This is a genomic window from Paenibacillus sp. Soil750 (assembly GCF_001428045.1).
Lineage (GTDB): Bacteria > Bacillota > Bacilli > Paenibacillales > NBRC-103111 > Paenibacillus_E > Paenibacillus_E allorhizoplanae.
Genome location: NZ_LMSD01000001.1, coordinates 204,597 through 227,822, shown reverse-complemented (window position 1 = coordinate 227,822; position 23,226 = coordinate 204,597). Strand labels below are relative to the sequence as shown.

19 protein-coding genes, 4 tRNA genes and 1 pseudogene are annotated in these 23,226 nt (G+C 45.3%); 6 read left to right on the top strand and 18 right to left on the bottom strand.

From position 1 onward, the window contains the following. Window positions 1-41: 41 nt before the first annotated feature. Window positions 42-812, bottom strand: coding sequence for an NUDIX domain-containing protein (locus ASL11_RS01030; protein ID WP_056608689.1), 771 nt, complete (start codon window positions 810-812; stop codon window positions 42-44). A 222-nt stretch (window positions 813-1,034) separates the two neighbouring features. On the opposite strand from ASL11_RS01030, the gene ASL11_RS01025 reads away from it, so the two are divergent. Then, window positions 1,035-1,925, top strand: coding sequence for an AraC family transcriptional regulator (locus ASL11_RS01025; RefSeq protein ID WP_056608686.1), 891 nt, complete (start codon window positions 1,035-1,037; stop codon window positions 1,923-1,925). A 208-nt stretch (window positions 1,926-2,133) separates the two neighbouring features. Here the strand turns inward: ASL11_RS01025 and arfA are convergent, their stop codons facing one another. The 7 genes and pseudogenes from arfA to ASL11_RS00995 form a co-directional block, all read right to left on the bottom strand. Then, a complete protein-coding gene (gene arfA, locus ASL11_RS01020) occupies window positions 2,134-3,621 on the bottom strand; it encodes an arabinosylfuranosidase ArfA (protein ID WP_056609583.1) in 1,488 nt (495 codons plus the stop codon). A 130-nt stretch (window positions 3,622-3,751) separates the two neighbouring features. Further along, complete coding sequence (locus ASL11_RS37960; RefSeq protein ID WP_327205081.1) at window positions 3,752-4,204, bottom strand: galactose-binding domain-containing protein; 453 nt, start codon at window positions 4,202-4,204, stop codon at window positions 3,752-3,754. Between the two features lie 5 nt (window positions 4,205-4,209). Next, window positions 4,210-6,880 (bottom strand): annotated as a pseudogene (locus ASL11_RS01015) (DUF5695 domain-containing protein); the annotation flags it as partial. 334 nt (window positions 6,881-7,214) lie between these two features. Next, window positions 7,215-8,084 carry a carbohydrate ABC transporter permease gene (locus tag ASL11_RS01010; RefSeq protein WP_056608682.1) on the bottom strand — a complete coding sequence of 290 codons (870 nt, stop codon included), beginning with the start codon at window positions 8,082-8,084 and terminating at the stop codon, window positions 7,215-7,217. Continuing rightward, the gene (locus tag ASL11_RS01005; RefSeq protein WP_056608680.1) at window positions 8,081-9,004 is read right to left on the bottom strand and encodes a carbohydrate ABC transporter permease; all 924 of its coding nucleotides are present in this window, start codon (window positions 9,002-9,004) and stop codon (window positions 8,081-8,083) included. The genes ASL11_RS01010 and ASL11_RS01005 overlap by 4 nt, the downstream gene beginning before the upstream one ends. Window positions 9,005-9,076: 72 nt before the next feature. Then, the gene (locus ASL11_RS01000) at window positions 9,077-10,489 is read right to left on the bottom strand and encodes an ABC transporter substrate-binding protein (protein WP_056608676.1); all 1,413 of its coding nucleotides are present in this window, start codon (window positions 10,487-10,489) and stop codon (window positions 9,077-9,079) included. 152 nt (window positions 10,490-10,641) lie between these two features. Further along, the gene (locus ASL11_RS00995) at window positions 10,642-12,618 is read right to left on the bottom strand and encodes a glycoside hydrolase family 127 protein (RefSeq protein WP_056608672.1); all 1,977 of its coding nucleotides are present in this window, start codon (window positions 12,616-12,618) and stop codon (window positions 10,642-10,644) included. Between the two features lie 379 nt (window positions 12,619-12,997). Here ASL11_RS00995 and ASL11_RS00990 point away from each other — a divergent pair, with 379 nt between their 5' ends. Then, window positions 12,998-13,333, top strand: a complete 336-nt coding sequence (locus tag ASL11_RS00990) for a hypothetical protein (protein WP_056608669.1) — start codon at window positions 12,998-13,000, stop codon at window positions 13,331-13,333. A gap of 214 nt (window positions 13,334-13,547) precedes the next feature. On the opposite strand, the gene ASL11_RS00985 is transcribed toward ASL11_RS00990, so the two are convergent. The 3 genes from ASL11_RS00985 to ASL11_RS00975 all read right to left on the bottom strand — a co-directional run bounded on the left by ASL11_RS00985 (window position 13,548) and on the right by ASL11_RS00975 (window position 15,162). After that, on the bottom strand, window positions 13,548-13,763 hold the full coding sequence (locus ASL11_RS00985) for a hypothetical protein (RefSeq protein ID WP_056608664.1): 216 nt from the start codon (window positions 13,761-13,763) through the stop codon (window positions 13,548-13,550). 403 nt (window positions 13,764-14,166) lie between these two features. Then, entirely contained in the window at window positions 14,167-14,478 is a 312-nt protein-coding gene (locus tag ASL11_RS00980; RefSeq protein WP_056608663.1) for a hypothetical protein, read from the bottom strand. A 9-nt stretch (window positions 14,479-14,487) separates the two neighbouring features. Continuing rightward, window positions 14,488-15,162: an MBL fold metallo-hydrolase gene (locus ASL11_RS00975; protein ID WP_056608660.1), complete on the bottom strand. Its 675-nt coding sequence runs from the start codon at window positions 15,160-15,162 to the stop codon at window positions 14,488-14,490. A gap of 160 nt (window positions 15,163-15,322) precedes the next feature. Here ASL11_RS00975 and ASL11_RS00970 point away from each other — a divergent pair, with 160 nt between their 5' ends. After that, the gene (locus ASL11_RS00970) at window positions 15,323-16,168 is read left to right on the top strand and encodes a helix-turn-helix domain-containing protein (protein WP_056608658.1); all 846 of its coding nucleotides are present in this window, start codon (window positions 15,323-15,325) and stop codon (window positions 16,166-16,168) included. A 43-nt stretch (window positions 16,169-16,211) separates the two neighbouring features. Here the strand turns inward: ASL11_RS00970 and ASL11_RS00965 are convergent, their stop codons facing one another. The 7 genes from ASL11_RS00965 to ASL11_RS00935 form a co-directional block, all read right to left on the bottom strand. Continuing rightward, window positions 16,212-18,104 carry a rhamnogalacturonan lyase gene (locus ASL11_RS00965; protein ID WP_056608655.1) on the bottom strand — a complete coding sequence of 631 codons (1,893 nt, stop codon included), beginning with the start codon at window positions 18,102-18,104 and terminating at the stop codon, window positions 16,212-16,214. Between the two features lie 370 nt (window positions 18,105-18,474). Continuing rightward, a tRNA-Leu gene (locus tag ASL11_RS00960) sits at window positions 18,475-18,556 on the bottom strand. A 17-nt stretch (window positions 18,557-18,573) separates the two neighbouring features. Beyond that, window positions 18,574-18,645 (bottom strand) — tRNA-Glu (locus ASL11_RS00955). Window positions 18,646-18,816: 171 nt separating this feature from the next. Further along, complete coding sequence (locus tag ASL11_RS00950) at window positions 18,817-20,559, bottom strand: methyl-accepting chemotaxis protein (RefSeq protein ID WP_056608652.1); 1,743 nt, start codon at window positions 20,557-20,559, stop codon at window positions 18,817-18,819. Between the two features lie 145 nt (window positions 20,560-20,704). Then, window positions 20,705-20,793, bottom strand: a tRNA-Ser gene (locus tag ASL11_RS00945). A 5-nt stretch (window positions 20,794-20,798) separates the two neighbouring features. After that, window positions 20,799-20,874, bottom strand: a tRNA-Asn gene (locus ASL11_RS00940). Window positions 20,875-20,893: 19 nt separating this feature from the next. Further along, complete coding sequence (locus ASL11_RS00935; RefSeq protein ID WP_056608649.1) at window positions 20,894-21,367, bottom strand: SprT family protein; 474 nt, start codon at window positions 21,365-21,367, stop codon at window positions 20,894-20,896. A 113-nt stretch (window positions 21,368-21,480) separates the two neighbouring features. Between ASL11_RS00935 and ASL11_RS00930 the strand changes: the two genes are divergently transcribed. From ASL11_RS00930 to ASL11_RS00925, 3 genes are all read left to right on the top strand, one after another. Continuing rightward, complete coding sequence (locus ASL11_RS00930) at window positions 21,481-21,834, top strand: hypothetical protein (RefSeq protein WP_056608646.1); 354 nt, start codon at window positions 21,481-21,483, stop codon at window positions 21,832-21,834. Window positions 21,835-21,907: 73 nt separating this feature from the next. After that, window positions 21,908-22,072 (top strand): cortex morphogenetic protein CmpA, encoded by a 165-nt coding sequence (cmpA, locus tag ASL11_RS36230; RefSeq protein ID WP_141692697.1) that lies wholly within the window; start codon window positions 21,908-21,910, stop codon window positions 22,070-22,072. Between the two features lie 301 nt (window positions 22,073-22,373). After that, a complete protein-coding gene (locus ASL11_RS00925) occupies window positions 22,374-22,937 on the top strand; it encodes a hypothetical protein (RefSeq protein WP_056608644.1) in 564 nt (187 codons plus the stop codon). Window positions 22,938-23,226: the final 289 nt, after the last annotated feature.

The following is a 23,226-nucleotide window of genomic DNA, read 5'->3' as shown; positions in this document are numbered from 1 at the left end:
TACTATCATTATGACATTATCAAAAGCTAAAAGAGAAGCGCCTAGCTATAAATGGATAGCTGAGGCGTCAGATCAGTAAAGCGATAGAGCTGTGCGGCTCTTTGCGAGTAACGATTGGAAAGCTTCGGCTCTCCGTTACGATCCACCGCTTCTTCAATAATACCTTTGCGGCTTTGCGTAGATGTGATTTTGCGAATGAAGTTGCTTTCCTCAAAATGTGGCACGACCGTTTGAATCACTTGGTACAGTTCACCGATGGTGAACTCTTCGGGAAGAAATTCCTTGGCAATGGTTGTCGTTAGCATCTTTTTCTGAATCTGTTGTAAGGCGTCCGCCAATATTTGCCGATGATCAAAAGCCAACTCTAACTTTAGCGCTTCCTCAATCGTAAATAATTGCACATCCGAAGCGTCTGTGTCGGCGCGTCTTTCAGCCAACATTTTCTCGTTAACTAAGGCATAGAAAGCATGAGAGATGATCCATCCTCTCGGATCACGCCCTGGTTCACTATAGACGTTTAAATATTCCATATGAACATCCGCGACACCAGTCTCCTCTTGAAGCTCCCTCCGTGCACATGAATACATACTCTCTGACTCTTGACAAAACCCACCAGGTAAAGCCCAATGGCCTTCGAATGGCCATTGTTTTCTTTGAATCAGCAGGACCTGTAAGTCCCGAATGGGCAGCGCCTTTTTGGTTGTGCTCTTTTCCCTGGAGGTAATGGTGAAAATGACAATATCACTCGGTGCACCATCTGGTGTTCGATATTTATGGGAGGAGTAGTTCGACTCTTTTTCGTTCGTGTCCATTGTGGCACCTGCTTTCGTAACTTTAATGTCGATATGATATTATCATTATGACATATTTAAATGAGTTGTCAAGTGGGGTTAGCCCGTTTGACGTTGTCCCACTGTAAAAAGACTCATCATTTCGCCAAAATCACTTTCTTTCGCATGGCACTTCACGTAAAATATAAATAAGCATATCCATCACAAATGTTGGATACAAATTCGATCTTAACGAGGTAGGCCATGAAACCAACCGTTCTTCACTTCATTGCTCCACCGATTCCTTATTTCTTAGATTGCGGAAGCGCTTACTATGAAATTGGGGAGAGTCATATAAGTAGGACAAACATCGGTGCCTTCGACCTCATCGTCGTTAAGAAAGGGACTATATTCATCGGAGAAGGAACGAATGAATGGACACTTCAGCCTAATGATGCCATCATTCTAAGACCCGATCTCTCGCATTTCGGAACGGCTCCTTGTGAGCAAGAAGCTGAAATTCTTTGGATCCATTTCCATACGTATGGCGCTTGGGATGAGTACATGGATATGGATGCGTGTTTAGCGAATCAGAATGCTCTCATTGAGGATCACAAACAGAAGGCTTTCCTTAATCATGCGGAAGTGAATTCCATATTTATCCCCAAATATATGAAACTGAATCACAAAGCCTTAGAAATCTTAGAATATTTCTTCGATTTGGAACAGGAGTCGCGCTCCCAACGCAATTGGAGGAAACAGAATACCTTTCAATTGTTTATGCAGCATATTAACCGTGAATTAATTTCAACAACCGACATGACTGCGTTTCATTTAGCTGAGAAAGTGGAGCTATTTATTCGCCAAAATTATACGAAGAAAATATCCAATGCCCTCTTGCAAGAGCATCTGAATTATCATCCTAATTACATTGCCAAATGCATGTTGAAGGTGTTCGGGATGACACCTAATGACTATTTGCTTCAATTTCGTATCGAACAGTCCAAGAAGTTGCTGATTCAGACCAATTGGACCATGGCGAGAGTTGCGGAAGAGAGCGGCTTTCAACACGCCTCCTACTTCTCACACTGCTTCTCTACCAAGGAAGGGATCTCTCCTTTGAATTTCCGTAAAAACTATACAGGCCATTCATGACCGTCATGCCCAGCATGAGACGCGAACATGGGATCTCGCCGGAGGACCTTGTTGGTTTTCCATCTATTCGGCGTATGATCACAAAATCCCAATTTTCAACTGTATATTTTCCATCTATTCATCTGGTGCACAGAAGGGTAACTTCGCTTACTTAAATAAATAGCCAGCAACCTAGATATCTCAAGGTTACTGGCTATCTCTCGTTCACTTACTTGCGCAGTCGTATCACATTCCAAGATAGCCTTGGCAATGTTCCGATTAGCATATCGTCTTGAATGGCAGCATCGCCATCACTATGCGGTGTCACTCGATTAGAATGATTCATCGTATTTACAGCTTTGACATCCCTGTTTTCCAATACAATGTGCTCTACCACTCGGTATCCCTCAAAGCTGCGCAAGTCGCATGAAACAACTAATGAGGAATCAAGACTCTTATTAACTGCAAATATCGTAAGTTCGTCCTTCTCTTCCTGATGAACAGCAACCGCATCCAGATAAGGGACATCCGTATAGTCCTTCGTATCATATTTAGGAGCATCTACGAACGAATGCAGCACCGTTCCTCTCCCATAAACAGAAGCGTGCATATACGGATAAAAAATCGTCTGGCGCCAAGCAGGTCCGCCCGTTTGCGTCATAATAGGAGCTATGACATTCACTAACTGCGCTAAGCAAGCAATTTTCACGCGATCTGCATGTTTTAATAGTGTGATCAGCATTGTGCCTACCATTAGGGCGTCCTCCAAGGTATACACATCTTCAAGCTGTGGAGGCGCAAATTGCCACGGTTCCATCTTCTTGTCTGACTCCAAAGTATGAAACCATACATTCCATTCATCAAAGGAAAGCATCATCGTTTTTTTGCTTCGCTTTTTCGCTTTTATATAATCACACACCGCAATAATCTCTTGTATAAAGGCTGTCATATCCATCGATTTGGCCAAGTAATTAGCGGTATCATTATCTGCGTTTCCATAGTACGTATGTAAGGATAAATAGTCAACATTGTCATACGTATGGTCCAGCACTGTGGCTTCCCACTCCGCATAGGTTGGCATACTTCGAAAAGAACTTCCGCATACGACCAACTCAATTGTCGGGTCTAAGAGTTTCATCGCTTTGGCTGTTTCATTTGCCAATCGACCATAGTCTTCTGCCGTTTTAGCCCCAATTTGCCAAGGTCCATCCATCTCATTGCCTAAACACCACGTCTTGATCCCATAAGCATCTGAATAGCCGTGGGCAATTCTTAAATTGCTCCAATATGATCCCGCAGGATGATTGCAATACTCCACCAAGTTTCTTGCATCATCGATCCCTCTTGTTCCTAAGTTTACAGCCATCATCGCTTGTGCTTTGACCTGTTTGATCCATGCGAGAAATTCATTTGTTCCAAATAAATTAGGCTCTAGTACACGCCACGCCAACTCCAGCTTGGCAGGTCTACCACTAATCGGTCCGACACCATCCTCCCAGTTGTACCCCGAGACGAAATTGCCCCCTGGATAACGAACGATAGGGACACCAATTTCATTGATCATCGCACGAACATCCTGCCTAAAACCTTGCTCATCTGCTGCAGGGTGTCCAGGCTCATAAATGCCGCCATAAACTGCACGCCCCAAGTGTTCAATGAAAGATCCGTAAATGCGCTCATCGACTTCAGCAATTCGAAAATCTTTATCCAACTTCATGCTCGCTTTTAACACAGTCGTCAACTCTCTCTTCCTCCTAATTTCAGTTACCAAGCCATTGTGCTATTTTTCATAGGAAAGCTGCCCTGCAGATTTACAAAGATCCGAGAGGCAGCCTCTATTAAATGAATTATGTTCCGAATACTCGCCACGATTCAATTCCTGTTGATGTGGTCGCTTTGGCTGTTATGTTGACGCGGATTTTGGTAGTAGAAACAGGCGTAAATGTCGTCGTGTTGTATTGATTGGCGAGAACTCCTAGTCCTGACGGGCTTGCTACATTAACCCATGCGGTTCCATTCCAATACTGTATGGTATAGGAGGCTGGGAGATCGATACCTTGATTATCGTCAAACCAATAAATCGCTGTACTAGATACTGTTTTCGCTGATGCAAAGTCGTATTGCACCCATTGCGTTGTACCTGGATTATCCCAGTTTCCATACACAGAATGTCCTCTGTCATTTGAACTTGTTGGTGCATAACCATCGTTCAGACCTGCAAGACTTTCCCAAGCTGATACGAACGACGTCGTCGCTGTCCCTTGTGGTGCTACATCTTGAGGTCCTGACGGTGTGCCCACTTGCAGTTTCACATCGTACGTGGCGTTCGTTCCAACGCTAAGGTTAACGATGGTTTTAGCGCCTGACGTCGCCGTCACCGTGCCTGTTTGCACGTTGTTCACAAGCACATTATAGGTACCTGCTGCAAGACCCGTGAACGTGACTTTCGTAACGTGGGCTGCTGTTGTGGTGGAATTTTTCAAAGTAAAGTTGACATCATTCTTAGCTGTAGCCACGATTGCTGATGTATATTGGTCACGCTCAAGTTCCATGGAGAACTTCTCCGTAATGAGATGCAAACGTTTGAACAAGCCGTCCTTCGGCGTAATCGTATATTTCCCGCTGCTTAGGGTTACGTCCGCCCCATAGCCATACAAGCCAAAGATGGGATCAACGGCAACATCCGCACTTAGAATTTTCAAAGCACCGAACAGCCCAAGATCAGCTTCACCGCTCATCCCGCGCCAGCCATTAAATAGAGGACCGCCATCCAGGCCTAGAGCGCCGTGATTTCCTTTACTTGCTTGATAAGTCCAAGAAACAGCACCAATATTAGCAGCATCACTACTAATTTGACCAGAATTGATCGCACTTATATTGGCTATTTTAGCGGCATAGGATAACCGCTGCTCTTGCTCCGGTTTCGTTGAATTCGTACGAATCCAGTCGTCCATCGCATAACCTGCAAGTGACGTGCTGTACTGGAAATTCCACCAGTTGTCCCCCGTAATGGTTACAGGATCGGTGTAGTAATACCACACTGGCATATGACCGCGTGCTGCTCTCGTTTTGGCATTAATTTTACCTTTGATGGTATTGTTATTATTCATCTTAGCCAGCATGTAGACCGATTCTTCCCCTGTATTGTCATAGCTGTATTCTGATCCGTATGGATAGGAATTTGCTGAAAAATTGCTGTATTTCGTTGCCATTTTGCTGATGATATCGTTCGCTTGTGTCGTATAGCCCTCATCTTGAAGTGCTTTAATAATGTCTGGTGTCGTTAACTCGCCCATTAATCCCGTCTCCCAGTTGTAGGCAACTGGACCGTCATATAAGGCTTTGAATACATTATATGCGCGAAGCAAATACGTATTTTTGGGATTCTTGTATGTCACCAGATTCGGGTAAAACTTAGCAATTTTATACATACTGAAGTACGTATTATAAATATGCGGATACGCATAGCCCCGATAGGTTGGCGTTGTGTTTGGTTGCGCCATTAGAAAATCTGGAACAAGATAATCGGTATGATGGCCATTCATCAAATTCGTCCATACGGCCGTTTCCAAATAATTATCTACGGCTGTTACTTCAGAAGCGATAGGCGTAATCGCATTTTTTTCAGCAAGGAATTGACCATGTGTAAGCCCCCAATCATCTCCCCAACCCCAGTATCCTGCGAAATTGTTCCGCTTGGCTTTGGTCTGCATCATCCAGTCGTCGAACACTTTATCGCGAATATCCCCTGGCACATTCCATTGTTGATTGTTCACCATGAACGTCGAATGTCGCTGTAATGCCGCATCAATAGGTTCAATGGCATAGAATTGGAGAACTGTCTTCTCCCCTGAGCCGTACGTAACCGTAATATTGTTCTGTCCCAAATGGGTCATCGTCATCTGATACAATTTGTGATCCGTTCCCGTTGTACCTAAAGAAGTAATTGTCGTCTCGGATGGGTATTGCGGCGTAACGGCAGTAATCGTTTTGGATGTGTGCAAATCGAACTTAGCCGTCTGATTCGTTGGTACAATCATGCCAGGAACCACATTGAAATCAACCATACCTTCGCTATACAGCCTATCTTGAACGGCATACTCATCTGCAGCTTTGAAAAATTTGAAGGCATACGTTTTACTTGCGCCTGGTGCTAACGTTAGGCTCGTGTTGGGCAAATATCCACGACCATTGCTTTTAATCACATTGGAGTGGATATAGTACACATTCAACCCCTTCGCATAGCCCCCTTGATCCGCTGCCCACATGCTGCCTGGATGCTCCTCAACGCGCCAATTGTCTTGATACTCAAGTCCCGCTCCCGTCGTCGTGTCAGGTACCATAAGCAGAGAAGGGCCAATACCGCTAGGGCGCTGCGCCACGATATACGAACTATTGTTACCGATAAAAGCATGTGTAATGACACGTGTCTCATAGATTTCGTCATTATTGCCGGCAGTGAAAAATTCATTGAAGGGGAGCGGGAGGCCGAAATCCCCGATTTCCAAAGTTTGCGTGCTTGTATTCGTAACGGTAATTTGCCATTTCAAATAGTCACTCACGAGGGAATAGGATTCATCGACTTTGAAGTTTTTAATCCCTGCACTGTTAGTTGAATTCTGATACGTAATATTAACGGTATTGCCCGTTTGGGAAGTGGTTCTGCCATCCGCCGATTTACTCGAAAGCGCTTGTGTCCAAGCCCCTGTTCCAAGCTTATACGTAAACATAAGCTCCCCAACCCATTGATGATCAGCTGTGTTCTGATTCGGTGCATTCGTTGCATTCATGACATAATTGGTTGGATAGGTATCCCCGCCAATCTGTAGCGAAGTAATTTCGCCATTCGTACCCGTCTGAACCGTAAAATTACTATTCGTAATGGTATTGGCTGAAGCTAGCTGCGGTACCAACAGAATGGCTGCGGCCGTAATCGTGGAAGCTGCAAAAAGTTGCACTCGCTGTGACTTTGACATCTTACTCCAATACTTACTAATTATTTGCTTCATTAGAAAACCTCTCTTCCTCATCTTAGATTTCTTCGACATCTAGCGGGGATTCTTCTTACCACTGGGCTTCGATCCTAGCTGCATCGAACTGTCATCCTCTGCGGCAAACCTCCTGTCATTCGCTAAATTTTGTAGCGCTTACATTTTCTATCATATCTAAAATTTGTGCGATTTACTTTAAGTTTCACAACCTATTTTTACACTATATGAACTAATGTCGTGGGAATTTTCTTTAAAAATATCACCCTAAAAACCCCCTAAAGGATTATCCTTCAAGGGGGTTCTTTTTGCTCATTCCAGATTAACTTTTCATACCGGTCAACGTGATTCCCTCTACAAAATACTTTTGACCAACCAGGTAGAAAATGACGCCTGGCGCAAAAGACAGGCACGTGGCTGCCATCGTCAACGACCAATCTTGCTTTAATTGACCTTTAAAATTGGTAAGCCCCAACGCTATGGTGAATTTATCGCTCGAATTAATGTAGATCATCTGTTGGAGCAAATCATTCCATAATCCGATGAAAATAAACAAGGCAACGACGATCATAGCGGGCTTGATCGCCGGCATAATAATGCTGAACAAAATCCGGAAGTACCCGGCACCGTCTATCGTTGCCGCTTGGTCGAGTTCTCTCGGTATAGAGAGAATGAACTGCCTGATCAAAAAGATATTAAAAGCGCCGCCGCCGCAAAAATAGGGCAGAATCAATGGCAGATAGCTGTCATGGAGCCCCAGCCCCCGCGTCCATCCAATGTACAGCGGAATGAGCGTTACCATGGCAGGCAAGAGCATAGAACCGACGCAAAGGATCCAGATCAATTGTTTGCCCTTAAACCGCAACCTCGCAAAAGCATATCCGCACAAGGTAGCCGTGAACGTCCCCCCCAAACAGGAAGGAACGATAATGATCATCGTATTCCACAGATACTTCCAAAATTTAAATATATTCAATGTTTTTTCATAATTGGAAAACAACCAATTTTTCGGTATAAGAGACGGCGGATACTTGTAGATCTCGGGATTCGTCATCAGTGACGTGCGGAATATCCACCAAATCGGGAAGAGTACGATGAGGGCAAATACAATGACGACTATAAGTGTAAGCACGTTCATCGTTCGTTCACTGCGTTTCTTGCTCTTCAATCTGGCGTATGCGACTTCGCTCATTTATCGTCGTCTCCTTCGGAAAAGATCCACCGTTTCGACGTCTTGAACAAAACGGCAGTAAAAGCGGCAAGAATGGCGAAAATAATAAAGGTCGTCGCGCAGGCATAGCCCAGCTTGTAATTGACGAATGCCTGATCATACATCAGATAAGTCATGAATCGGGAAGAGTTGCCCGGACCGCCATTGGTCAGAGCAAGGGCCGGCGTAACGACTTGGAGATTGGCGATCAGACTCAGCAACAGGTTATAAAAGATGATCGGCGTCATACAAGGCAAGGTGATATGAAGAAAGCGATTCCATCCGTTCGCGCCATCCATTTCAGCCGCTTCATGATAGACGCTCGGAACGCTCTGAAGACCAGCCAAAAAAATAACGATTAAGTTCCCCGACAGCCAGACCGCAATCAATGAAAGAGAGGGGATTACGTAATTGGAATCCGCGATAAAGAGAACTTTATTCAATCCGATTTCGGAGAGGAGATAGTTGAAGAAACCAAAATTGGCCTCGTAAAGCCAGGACCATCCTACATATATAGCGGCAGCAGGCAAAACGAAAGGCACATAGAATACGGCTCTGAAGAATCCTCTTGCCGGAATTTTACGATTCAACAGCATCGCGATGAAAAGTGAATAAATCATGCTTCCGGCTACAGATAAAAATGCAAAGTAGAGCGTTGCGATAATTGAATCCTTAATATAAGGATCGGTGGTAAATAGCGTGATGTAATTGCTGAAACCGACGAATTCAGGGTTTTTTAGCCCCGTCCAATTCGTCAAACTAATGCCCAACACGCCAAGAAGAGGCAGGTAGGTCAGGAAGATCAGCCCGAGTATTGCCGGAATCAAGCATATGTAAGCAACCCTTGCCTCGCTTGAATGAAAGCGGGAACGGCGTTGCTGAGGTTTATTAAAAGTTTCCATATCTTGCCCCCCACCTCATATGTGAAGGATGACCACCGCTTGCTTGTTCTTGGCGGTCATCCTTCCTATACGTTATTTTTTGCCTTTATTAGCTGCTTTCAAAGCTTCGAGATTTTTGGTAATGGCATCCTTGGCGGTAGCTTTTCCGGTCCAAACATCTCCCAAGGTCGATCCCAGCAAGGTGTTAAAGTCCGTCGTATGATTCGTATAGAACCAAGCTGCAGGTCTAGCGGCTGAGGATTGTGCATAATCGACTACAGCGGACTTATATTCGTTGTACGGAGGGAAGTTCTTATTGTCGACCCATTTATGGGTAAGCGTTTCATCCGTATACCACTTTTTCAGTGTTGGCATCCAAATACCCGATGAGATAAGTCCCCAGTTGTTTTCTTCGGCCGTGTACCATTTGAGCCATTCCATCGCTTCTTTCGGATGCTTGGTCTGAGAGAATACGACATTGGCACCGCCTGTGTTGAGAGTAACCTTTTCCTTCATGTAAGGTAATACGGCTACACCATATTTCAATCCTGCATCCTTGGCCGCATTCAAGCTAGTGCCTATGTTCCACTGGCCGTTCGTGGCCATGGCAACCGTTCCTGCGATGATCGTACGCTGAATGCCATCATCCGTCTGTCCAACAGACAACGGGGCAACTTTGTCTTTCAAGTACAGATCCGCGACTTTCTGAATCGCTTCGATACTGGCATCTTCCCCAATTCTCACCGCTGTACCGTCATTGTTATAGAAACCCCCGCCATTGCTAAGCACCCAGGCTTCCAACTGCCATGCCAAATTTTCGACGGATGCGCCGTACTGAACGATGCTCTGCGGATTAAAGCCAGCCTCGTCAGCATGTTTGCCATTCTTGTCGATCGTCAGCTTCTTCGCCGTTGCTACGAATTCGTCCCATGTCCAGGCTTTATCTAGCGCGGATGGCGGATAAGGTACTTTCGCTTTGTCGAACATATCTTTGTTGTAGTAAAGGAGGAGGATTTCATTCGCAGCGGCATAGGCTACGGTTTTACCTTGATATTTGTAAGCAAGGCTATCCAGCGGCTTGCTGTCACTTCCCGAGTACATGGCACTTACATCATTCAACATACCATCGGAGGACCACTGGATGACGCCATCCTCCTTCAATATTCCCGTATCTGGTAATTGACCTGCCGTCGCCTGCGTATTCAGTTTGGTCATATAGTTTTCCCATGGAATCGCTTGCACTTTGACTTCGATTCTGTTTTGAGAAGCATTAAACTTATCCGCCGCTGCCTGGGTTGCGCTTCCTTCCGCCTCACTTCCCCACATCGAATAGGTAATCTTAACCTTCTCCGTGGAAGGAGCTGCCGTCTTCTCTGGTGCTTTTGTAGCTGCATCTCCTGTTGGCGATGCGCTTGGTTTATCGTTATTCGTGGAGCATCCAGCCATCATGCTTAAGATCAAGACCATTGATACACTAACCACGAATCCCTTTTTCATTGTTTTCATATTAACCCCTCCATCATATATAATTCGCCGTCACTCCTTGATTCCTCCCGCGTAGGCGGGGAATATTTCATCTGTCTATTAAGACTCTTATATTGTCGATTGCTCCCTTCCCTCCTTGACCAGAGTTAACAAGCGTGATCTATCCTTGCACCTCATGAGGGTAAAACCGTATTTTCTCTAATCCACACTCTCATCTCGCCGCTTCCCCGGTTCGCCCAAGCAAAGTAAGGGATAAATCGGGCCGTAGTTGCTTCTAAGTGATCCTCGTCTTTCACGCGGTACAGTTGTTCCTTCCAGCCCTCGTCTTGGATCCGATAAGCGGTTAAGTCGATGGTAAGCAGTCCGCCCAACAAGCTGCTATCAAAGCTAACTTGATCTTCGAAGCCCGGATGGATAATCAGCTTATGTAGACCTTTGCCATTGTCGGCTTCCTCCAGGCAGTACACCATCGGCCCTCGCTGGATGGCGACCATACCTACGGTCTCTCGAATTTCCGGATTGCCTTTCATTGGACTAACGTTCATTGGTAGAACTAGATGGACGATATCGCCGGCGTTCCATTCCCGCTCGAGATGAAGATAACCGTTAATCAGGCGCATAGCGGATTCTGCTAAGGGTTGCCCGTTAACACTGACATCCCAAGAAGCACACCAGCTTGGTATCCGAAGAGCCAAGGAGAAGAATGTGGGCCCATCCATCTTCAGCTCGAATCTGATGTTACCGTTCCATGGCAGCTCGGAATGCTGGATGAGCCCAACGGCACTGCCATCCACCTCCACAGTAACTTGACTCCCAATATATAAGTGAGCATAAAGGGCATGCCCATGGAACGAATAGATGTAGCTGCCGAGCGAGGCGAGCAGACGAGCGATATTAGGCGGGCAACACGCGCAACCAAACCATCGCTGCCTTTGCATCTTCACGTGATCGAAATTCTGATTCTTACCGCTGGCTTCAGGCCAAGCTTCCAATGGATTCACGTAGAAAAAGTGCTGTCCGTCGCGAGACATTCCGCCGATTACGGTGTTATAAAGCGCTCTCTCCAAGACGTCCGCGTATTCGCTTCTCTGCTCAATCTGAAGCATGCGCTGGGCGAAGAAGATGAGACCGATCGATGCGCACGTCTCGGCGTAAGCCGTATCGTTCGGCAAATCGTAATCGAGCGTGAACGACTCGCCGTAAGACATTGAGCCGATCGATCCCGTAATGTACATCCGCTTGTTCACGATGTTATGCCAGAGCGCTCGGCAAGCCTTTAACAAATCCTCGTCTCCAGTTGCTGCCGCGACGTCGGCCATACCCGTGCACATATAGACGACCCGCACCGCGTGACCTTCGGCCGTCTGCTGCATGCGAATCGGGATGTGCGCTTGGCTGTAAGATTTGTCCTTGGCTATCTTCAGCGCTTGGAAATGAGTCTCGCCATTCCGGCGATCGAACTCTAAATCGTAGAAGTGGGGACTCTGCCCTCTCTCATCCAAGAAGAACTTCGCCAGCTTCACATAGCGATCATTGGAGGTGACTCTGTAGAGCTTCATTAGCGCCAGCTCGATCTCTTGGTGCCCATCATAACCTTTGATCTTTCCAGCCTCTGGCCCGAACGTCGCATCGATGCAGTCGGCGAGCTTGCAAGCTACTTCCAGAATCTTGCCCTTTCCCGTTGCCTTCTCATAGGCGACCGCCGCTTCGATCAGATGACCCGCACAGTAGAGCTCGTGGCACTCCGCTAGATTCGTCCATCTGCCTGCCTTTTCTTTAAGTGTAAAATACGTATTTAAGTATCCGTCCGCATGCTGCGCCTTAGCGATCAGATCGACGACTTCGTCCGCTACCTTTTCCAGATCAGGATCAGGCATTTGCTCCAACAGATAACCGACGGCCTCGAGCCACTTGGCCACGTCGCTATCTTGGAACACCATGCCGTAGAAGTCGCCCTGCTCCAATCCGGCAGCGATTTTGAAATTCTGGATGGCGTGACTTGGCTCGTTGCCTTCGATTCGGTCATTAAGTGCCTCCCACTGGTAAGGAACTACAACATCGCGAATTAATGAAATATAAGGGGACCAGAAGTCATCCTGGATGATCACATTCTTCAATTGAACGGGTGTTGAGATAGATATAATACTCATCAGGTGTGCCCCTTTTATAAATTTCGCCTTCTTAATGAAAGCGCTACTAATTATAATACATGGGATAGCCTGGTATTAATTAAAGATTTACAACCACTTTTTTAGAAATTACAACCAATAGAATATATTAAAAATATCCCAAATGAACTCTCCAATTTTACAGTTCAACTCTCAACCTATCCCTTATCTCATCGATTGCGGCGCGCTTTCTTAGGCGAAGGGAAGAAACATATTATCGGGAATAACATCGGAATAGTGGATTTATTGTTTAGGCATTATCTACGATTTTAATAACTTTTGGATTAACTAATATTCGTACTTGCAATTCCGTTAATTCCGAGTATAATACTAGGTATATCGCCGAAATGAGGTAACCCCCATGCTAGAAACCGTGAAATTAGAGCAACGCTGGAAAGATGATTATCTGGATTTGTTGAATTATGCGAAGCAAATCGGGGACGCCCAATGGCAAAACGAAATTATACAGACGCTGAGTAAATCAGCCTTATATATGCAACAAACGACACTTGAATATCAAATAAGCCAACTATGGCACCAGTTCGATGCCGTCAATAAGAAGATGCTGGAGCTATACAGACAGCTGAGGGAAACAGATAACGTGTATGTCTCTTCTCGGTTGATCGAGGAAGTTTGGGGATTGAAACTACAGCGGGTTGAAATTGGTAAACAGTTGAACGCGACTTACCAACGCTAGAAATGCAAAAAATCCCGTATGCGGATTACCGCTCTACCGGACATCGGGTTCATGTCTATTCATCATTTCCATGCATGCAGTCATCTGCTCTGCAGAATTGCTTTAAACGGTACGCATCAATTTGCAGATTGATATGTACTGGCAATAAAAATTTCATCGTATGAATCCAATGATAACCGTGTGTGTTCGATAACTCCTTGTATAAGGACGAATCTTACACAGCGGTTTGTTTCATTTCACGCATCATACCCATCATCATTGTCATCATCTCATCGCAAGACTGCATCTTGGACATCATCATATCCATATCCATCATGTCTGCCATTTCCATACCTTGCATGCAATCCATCATCATCTTCATGTTGTTCATTTTACACATCATTTCTTCCATACACATCGACATCATCATTTTCATGCTCATCATTTCCATTTGTTCCACTCCTTTCTCTCTACTTGATTGTTTTCCAACAATTAGAAGATTAACCCATTTGACTGTTTTTATCAAGTCTTTTTCGAAAATAATGTTGCTTTTAGATAATTGATTATGTTATATTTTAATATTTGCTAAATACCAATATAACCCCTTGGACTGAGTGTTTTAGTCGGGTTTAATGCTAACACGCGATGCATCGATGCGTCGCGCAAGCGAAAATAGCTCCTCCGGAGCCCTCTAAGTCGATTTTTTCGACTTACACGGGCGCTGCGTAGCGAATCATAAAGGAGAACGACATAATCATTCAGCGCCGAATATCGTTATAGATACTAGTGAATATAAATCATAGAAAAAGCGCTAATGTCAATTCAAATTGACATCAGCGCTTTTTTTCATACACTTAATCGTATTTATCTTCATCCTCGCGTTCTACCCCGTCTATCATTAATTCTAATTCCGTCTCCAAATTCAGATGCAAAGGAGCAGGCAATACGTCGAAAATATCTTGGATCATCTCATTTCCAAGCAGATCATCCAGTGTTTGAGGCATGGGATCTTGACGGAGTACCCACTCGCGGATGGTATCAATAAATACATAGAACGAAGATTGAAATTGATCGGCCACTGCTTCTTTCTCATCGCTTTGATAGGAGGTCATGGTCTGCCAGTTATGAAGTGTGATGTCTAAAGCTTGTTTGACTTTGGGATCCATGATGTACTCCTATGCCTGACCTTGCGCAATTTGAGCGAGACGCTCCTTAATATTTCCCGTACAAACACCACCATGATAAGTGATGACTGTTTCAATGTCATAGTCCAGCAGCTTTGCTACGGATTCCAGCGCTAACGGCATATCTGGCGTGAACTGAGGATTCGGAGGCATCAGCACGCCGTCTTGCGACGTAAGCGCATCTCCGGAAATTAATGTTTTACTGTTTGGATGATACAGACTGATATGATCTGGCGTATGGCCAGGTGTATAAATGACCCGAATGCCCCCGCCAAAAGGAAGTTCATCCCCATCCTGAAGCGTCACATCCACTTTCGTCGGAGTAGCCAAAATCTTGCGTTTAACCAAGGGCACTTCCCCTTGAATATAAGGCTTGCCAAGTTCATGCGCCAGCACTTCGATCCGTCCCTCAGCAGCGCCCACCAGCTCTGGCAGGCTGCCAATGTGATCCATGTCCTGGTGCGTAATAATGATTTTCGTCAGCTTTTCAAAAGGAAAGGATGCTGCAGCAAGTTGGTCGCGAATCAGTCCTAACTGACCAGGGATACCCGTATCAACAAGGATGACATCCTGCTCGTCCCAAAGTAGTGCCGCATGAACGGTGAATGGATTCCCATTCACGTCCATATCCAAAATAAACGGTTGAATTCCTGCTTGATCTGCCATTCCTGCACCTCCGAAAAATTTGCCTAACTACTTATTTCCATTGTAATGGCTGGTGCTTGCAAGATCAATTTTTGTATTCGAGCTAAACGCTGTACCCGATTTATTTTTCCATAAAATCCTATATACTAGTTACTAAATGGGAAATGGGGGCAAAGCGATTATGACTGAGTTCATGTCTTTTTCTGCCACTGAGAATTTAACTACGATCCCCGGAAAGCTAATTTCCGGCCATTATCGCCAATCATTTGGCTACAAGGTGAAACGGTCCAATGGTACGAAAGATTATTATTTGACCTTGACGTTAAAGGGGACAGGTTTATTCAACAACGGTAAAGAAACCTATGCATGCCAACAGGATGAGGTTACCTTAATCACACCAGGCACCCCCCATTTTTACGGAACGCCAGAGAACACGCTATGGGAGTTTTATTGGTGTCATTTTGTCCCAAAGGAAGAATGGCTACCGCTTTTACAGCTGCCAGAGGTGATTAAAGGCATACGATTTGCTCGCTTTCATTCTGAAAACGAGTCGCTTCAGGTAACTAACTCTTTTTACAATTTAATTCAATACAATGATGAAACGGATTTCTACTCAGAAAGATTCGCTATCAACGCACTTGAAAAACTCCTCCTTCTCCTGTCCAAAAGTGCCATGCAAACCGAATATCCGTTGGATTCACGCATAGTGCATACGTTAGCGCTGATTACACAGCATTATAGTCAACCTTATACGGTTGCTGAACTGGCTGCTGTCGTTAACTTATCTGCTTCCAGGTTCGCCCATCTCTTTAAAAAACAGACCGGTGAATCCGTGATGGACATGTTAAATAAAATTCGACTTCGCCAAGCTAGAAAACTCATAGAAACGACTTCATTAACGATGGCCGAAATTGCGGAGGAAGTCGGGTTCAATCATCCCTTTTATTTCTCCCGTCAGTTTTCCGCTTTCTATGGGACATCCCCTGCCCTATGTAGAAAGCGCATTCAACAGTTAAGAATGGAATGAAAAGAAGCGCTGGAGTAACCCGAACGCTTCTCTCATTCTCAGTTTATGGCGTGGTATAGATATTCGGCTGCGTAGGTGTGGCCATACCCGTTCCAAGATAGTAACTCGTATGAGGTGGTTGGTTGTAAGCTACATTTTGCCAAGCGATATCCAGACGGTAAAGCGGATCATGCATTAGAGTCCACAGGCGTGTCGTTGTTTCATAAGGCGTTGCATAGATGCGTAAAGCTGAACTGTCTGATTTCCGCCAAATGACCTCTTCACGCCAATCGCCGAATAAATCGGCTTGCAAGCTAGGATTCCCTTTCGTGGAGTTATTCGAATTGGTTCCTGTTGCGGTTAGCAAGGTCGTTGTATTGAGACTTGTGTAATTCCACTTATCAATACGTCCAACCCCATTCGTGCCATCCCAATTATGATCAAGAAGCTCACGGGAAACATCGCCATCCCACCAGATACCAAAGTTAATGGAGGAAGGGGTCGTAGAGCTGATTTTGGTACCATTGATTTGATAAAGCCCGACACCGTTGCTTGCCCATACTTCTTCGCCGGCATACCGTGGGTCAATATCAGCTGCCATACCTCTTCCCGTATCAGCACCTGTATTCACTCCCCACTTGATGGCTCCAGTTCCTGCATTCCACACGGCTGCACCATAAGTAGCACTAGTACTTTCCATCACTTTGAATACTTCAAGTCCCGCGCTGTTCGGATCCAAATCGCCGACATGAAGGGCATCACCATGACCCAACGCTGTGTTATATTTCTTAGCTCCGTTATCATCAATCGTCATCGCGCCATAGACGATTTCATCCTTGCCATCACCATCAACGTCGGCAGCTGTTAAGTTGTGGTTCCCTTGCCCTGCATAAGCCGAGTTGCCTGAAGTGTTGCTGTCAAATGTCCACAATTTAGATAGTGTTCCACCACGCCAATTGTACGCTACCAGAACCGTTCTCGTGTAATAGCCGCGTGCCATGACAATGCTGGGCTTCTGACCATCCAGATAGGCGACCGTCGCTAAGAAACGATCTACACGGTTGCCGTACGTATCGCCCCAATCGCCGACTGTGCCGCGCGGTGGATCGTAGCTCGTTGAGGTCAACGCCTTTCCTGTCGCCCCTTCAAAGATGGTTAAAAATTCTGGCCCACTCAGAACTCTCCCCACACTGTTGCGATAGTCCACCGTTGAGCTGCCAATGACTACGCCAGTGCCGTCCTTCGTTCCATCGGCTGTTTTCATGGCGATTTCCGCTTTACCATCCCCATCTAAATCGTAAACCATGAATTGCGTATAATGCGCGCCAGCTCGAATATTTTTACCCATACTAATCCGCCATAACCGCGTACCATTCAGTTTATAAGCATCGACAAATACTTCACCCGTATAGCCATCTTGTGAATTATCTTTGGAATTCGTAGGATCCCATTTCAAAATAATTTCATATTGCCCGTCACCGTCCACATCGCCAACACTTGCATCATTGGCGTTATAGGTATAGCTGACACCGTCTGGTGTCGTCCCGCCCGCAGGTTTCTGTAGCGGCACATCCAAATAGTTGTTCACCCATGGCGTAACCGCAGTTGACGCGGTCTGCTCCACGCCACCAACAACGGCTTTAACCGTGTAACTGGAGCTCGTGGTACCCGAATTATCTTGATAATTCGTGCTTGTCGTGATCGGTGTAGCATTGAGCTTAACGCCATTTCGATAGACGTTGAACGAAGTGCTTGCTGCCTCCGTCCCGAGAAGTCGCCAACTGACGAGGACGCCCGTGCTGACCTTAACTGCCACTAGACCGCGGTCTAATTTCTCCATTTGCCTAGCAACCGCTGCGTGTGCGGAAGGTGTTTGGATACCGAAAGAAGAAATGAGGAGTGAGCTTAATGTAATGAAGCAAGTTGCTTTAATCAGTTGCTTAGCATGTTTAAACATTTCTACAACCTCCAGGTAGTCAATTTAGATCTACATTCAATTTGCCTCGGGACATCTGCGGACCTCCCGTTTCACCTCCTGCGATCGTATGGATCATCAGTCCATTGATTGCGCTTACATTTCATTTCGTTCCTCATTATATCGTGAAAATACAAGAGATTTAATGCAGACAATAGCTAACTTCCTGCACAATCCTGCTATTGTATGGCATATATCTTTGTAACAAGCAACAGCCCAGCTTCGAACAAAAAAAAGACCACTTCCCAAAATAGGAAATGGTCTATATTTATAATCATTTTTCGTACGTTCGGTAGGCGTGTACTTCCATAAACATAACAAAAACCCTTGATTATCAAGGGTTTTCATGGGATGCGGTCGGAGGGATTTGAACCCTCACGCCTTGTGAGCGCCACCCCCTCAAGATGGTGTGTCTGCCGTTCCACCACGACCGCATGAGAGAATAAAACAATGACCCGTAGGGGACTCGAACCCCTGTTACCTCCGTGAAAGGGAGGTGTCTTAACCACTTGACCAACGGGCCATACCAAAAGTCATTGAACATTTCAGCCCGTTATGGACGACAAGTGTTATTATAAAGGATTCTGGGCTCTTTGACAAGCCTAATTATTGGTAATAAACCAGTCGAAGCAAACAAGCGAGGAGTCCCCATGGCCATGCTTCTAAAACCATGAGAACTCCCCTTTGCAACCGACTATTTAATTTTAAAATAGGACACAGACTCGTTCAATGTATCCACAACGGACTTCAGCTGTTCCGACGCAGCAGCAATATTCTGCATCATGGCAAGCTGTTCCTCTGTGGCCGCTGCTACCGTTTGCGATCTCGTCAAAATCTGAGATGAGCTTGACGCTGACTGATCCATCGTAGCTGAAATTTCTTCCGAGCTAGCCGACATTTGCTGCGTTATCGCCGATGTCTCATGAATCTGAGTGACGATGTGTGTCACAGACTGCATGATCGTTTCGAAGCTCTGGTTTACTTCCTGCATCATTTGTGAGCCGGCGCTTGCTTCTTGCTTCGTCGCATTCATCGACTGGGATACACTAGCAATCTCGACTCTCGTTTCGTGGATCAACTGATTGATACCGTCGGCAGATTCGATCGATTGTGATGCGAGCTTGCGGATTTCTTGGGCAACCACATTAAACCCTTTGCCATGCTCACCTGCTCTAGCCGCCTCAATGGACGCATTCAGCGACAAGAGATTGGTCTGGTTGGCGAAGCTCGTGATACTTGAGGCAATCTGCCCAATCTCATCCGACTTACGGGTCAGCGACTGTACCGTCACAGACAGCTGTTCGACCGAGCTCAGCATATTCACAATTTGATGTTGCAGTTTCGAGAGCAGCTCATTACCTAGTGTTGCGTGCTGAGAGGTTAATGAGGAGTGATCCGCCATGACGCTTGAGTTCTCTGCGACACGTTGAATCCCAATCGCCATTTCCTCGATTGCCCGGCTCGTCTCCTCACTGCTTCTTGCTTGCACTTCGACTTCCTGTGTCATTTCTTGAATATTCGAAGCCACATGTTCAGCAGCGTGGGCAGACTCTTTGGAGCTGTCCGACAGCTCCACGGAAGCATCGTGCACGAATTGCGTATTGTGTGCAATCGTGCCGATTAAGCCTCTCATTTTGGCAACCATATGATCAACCGACTCTGAAATCTGACCCAGCTCATCCTTTGAATACGTCAATTGAGCCTCATGGCGCAAATCTCCTGCAGCAACCTCACCCGTAATGGTTAAGATTCTACGTACCACTGACATGATTTTCCTGATTACAAATCCGCCAGCTCCAAACAAAATGAAGACGATAACCGCCACGCCGATGTAAACGCCTTTGGCTGTTTCTTTATTGTCCTGCTTAATATCGACAATGCTTTGATTAGCATGCACGTCTAGAATTTCACCAATGACATTCAGCCCTTCGCGACCCTTCTCAAAGGTGGCCATCAGCTTCGCTTCATTCAAAACGCCTTTGCCAACACTCCCCGCTTGAACTACGGCATTTGCTTCTTTAACCCACTGATCAAAGGAAGTTTGAAAGCTCGATGTACTTTGCTCAATCGTTACTTTCGTCTCCGCATGTGCCGTTTGCAGTAATTCCTTTGATTTTAAAATAGTAACCGCTTGTCCGACCCTTGTATTCGTTTGTTCAATATTGTCTTTCAGCAACTTCAACTGGTTCGTTTTCTCCTCCGCAGTCAAGGTACCCGACACTAACAACTGATAAGCGTTCATAGCTTGATACATATCCCGGTCCGCATTCAAAATAAGTGACACACTCTTCTCCGTCGTCTCATACAAGGAGGAGGTCAGTGTATCCGTATTGGACTTGTTTACCTGTAGGAGGTATACACTCGTGCCTAAATACAACAGAGAAGGAATTAACAACAATAAGATAAGACGCACACGTATCGAGAATAATTTAGTCACTGGTAGTTCCCCCATCGTGAAGCTTTTTTTATTCACTATAGAGGACAAACGTTTAACAGATATTAGAAATTTGTTAGAATAGGTTGAGATTCGGATGAACAAAAATAAGCCCAACGGCATGAATGCCATTGAACTTATTTCGTGACGGAGAGAGAGGGATTCGAACCCTCGCACCGCTTACGCAGTCTAACCCCTTAGCAGAGGGTCCCCTTATAGCCACTTGGGTATCTCTCCATGTATGGCTCCCCGAACAGGACTCGAACCTGTGACAACTCGATTAACAGTCGAGTGCTCTACCAACTGAGCTATCAGGGAATGAACAAGTTTTATTTTATTATGAAGGCGCCGTTAAGTCAAGTGTATACGATTTCAATTTCCCCCTGCAATTTCCACAAACAAATTTACGCACATCCAATTTACGTTTCCGATAATACTCCGTCTTGCAATTCACACACTCTAACCTATATTTATAGGCTTGTTTCGCCCGGGGCCGCGGTAAGGATTGGCAATATCGGGTACCGCCTACTTGGGCTAGCAAAGTTTTGAAATCCTGATCCCGATGCTGATAGCCTCGCTTCAAAATATGTAAATGATAATGGCAGAGCTCGTGCTTGATGATCTTCTCGATTTCTTCCCGCCCATAGGTCTCCCACTGGCTCCAACTGATCTCAATATCATGTGATTTCATAAAATAACGTCCACCCGTCGATCGCAATCTCCGGTTAAAACGCGCCTGGTGAACGAAGGGTCTCCCAAACGATTCCATAGAAATCTGCTCGATCCATTGCTGCAGCTCTTGATCTTCCATCTACGAACACTCCAATGACAAGTTCTTACTTGAATTTGTACCGTATGTACGGCTATACTGTCAAGTAGAAAAGAAGAACGAACGCTCTATACAGAAAGGATTTGAACCACCTCATGCCACAAATGCGCTATGCCATATTGAAGCTTGACCAACAATTGGAATTCGTCGAAATGCCTTCCTCCTATTCCTATCAATTAACGGCTTTGAACCAACGTTTACACAAAGAATTAGAGAAATTAACCGCTGACCATGTGCCACAGCTTCCACGCGTAATTGCGGAGTGTGACGACTTGGAATTGATCGGTACGACGTATACGCTTATCCAAGGCTTGGATTACATCAATGGTTTAGAAAAAACGTTCGCTGGTATCCAAGAGAAATCCTATCCGTTGATCTCACTGTTGACTGAAATTCGTGCGCTGCAAGCTCAGCTTGAGCAATGGTACGAAGAGGAATTTGATCTCTAAACAATCGGGACCTGCACCCATTTCCCTCATTCTTCATATGCTATAAGTACATGGCGAAGAAGGGGATGGGCATATGCCGCAATGGCTTTGTAATCAATTAATGCGTGCCTTCCAGAACAAAAACCGCAGACAAATTCGATTATTGAACGATAGCTGGTACTTTTACCGCACTCGCCGCTCACAAGAGGAGTGGCCTGACAGCCAATCGACGGACGGACCGAGTAAACGTAAATTTTGATGAGAAAGCTAGTACTTGTGCTACAAGTGCTGGCTTTTTTGCCATTCGGTACATAAAAAAAAGATAGAAAGAGTAAACATGCGATAAAAAACATACGAACCTGACGACATCAAGAGCAAGAAAAAACAGTTGCATATTTGAAATGTGCCCTCTATACTGTAAATAAATGTAACAAAAAGTAAAGATGAATTAGAGAATTAAATATAAATACCTGAGTGAAGCACACTCGAGCTTGCAGATTTATCTGCTGTTCGTTTGTGCTTTTTTTGCGTATTTATTTTGAAAAAGGGGGCTTATTTACATGGAGACAATTAGTAGTCAGTGGCTGCGCAGAATGCGCGAGAAGCATCGTAGGTTGTTTTGGAAAAGAGGATTGGAGGATCGGTTTCAGGTGTTGCAGGAAGGAGAACGAGTAGGTCGAGAGCAAGTAAGTGGGAAGAGAATAGATCAAGTGCAAAATAACGTGAAGAGAAAGAACCAAGTGATACAGACTGAAAAGCAAGTAGATCGAGTGCACCAGACTGGAGAACAAGAAAGTAAAGTGCAAAAAAACGGACATCGAAATAACAACGTTATTCCTTTGGAACAAAGAAGGATCGTTTCTAGCAGCAAACCACATCCCCCCACCATAGCTGAGCTTGATGCGGACGTATGGGAACTTCGAAAGCAGTTTATCCTCCAGATCGCTAATCGGCGTAATGGCAAAGTTCGGCTTCAAGAAGTCGCAGCCGAGTGCAATGTGAACATTCGTATCGCGGCTGAGTGGCTCATCCGTCTTTCGATGGAAGGAATGCTTTCCCTAGTCGCCGGTCAGCGATATACGATGACTTATTTGGTGAAGGAGGTGGGAGGTGCTCAGAAGTAAGGGATGCTTCGAACAGAATAAGTTGACTCGTTCCCCCCCGTTTACTGTATAACCTACAGTTAATTTTGGCGAATTCTGCGTTTTGCAGAGATTAACTGGAAAACCTCCATCTATTTACAAACAAATTGGCGATTTGAAAGAAATACGCTGAAAGTAACTACATGAAATCCAGTTAAATCAGTAAATGTGGAGGTGAACAGGAAATATAGATGGAGGAAATCCAGTTAAAATGCTAGACGCACAAAAAGCAGTTGGGAGCGAACTCCCAACTGCCACTTATTCATCATCA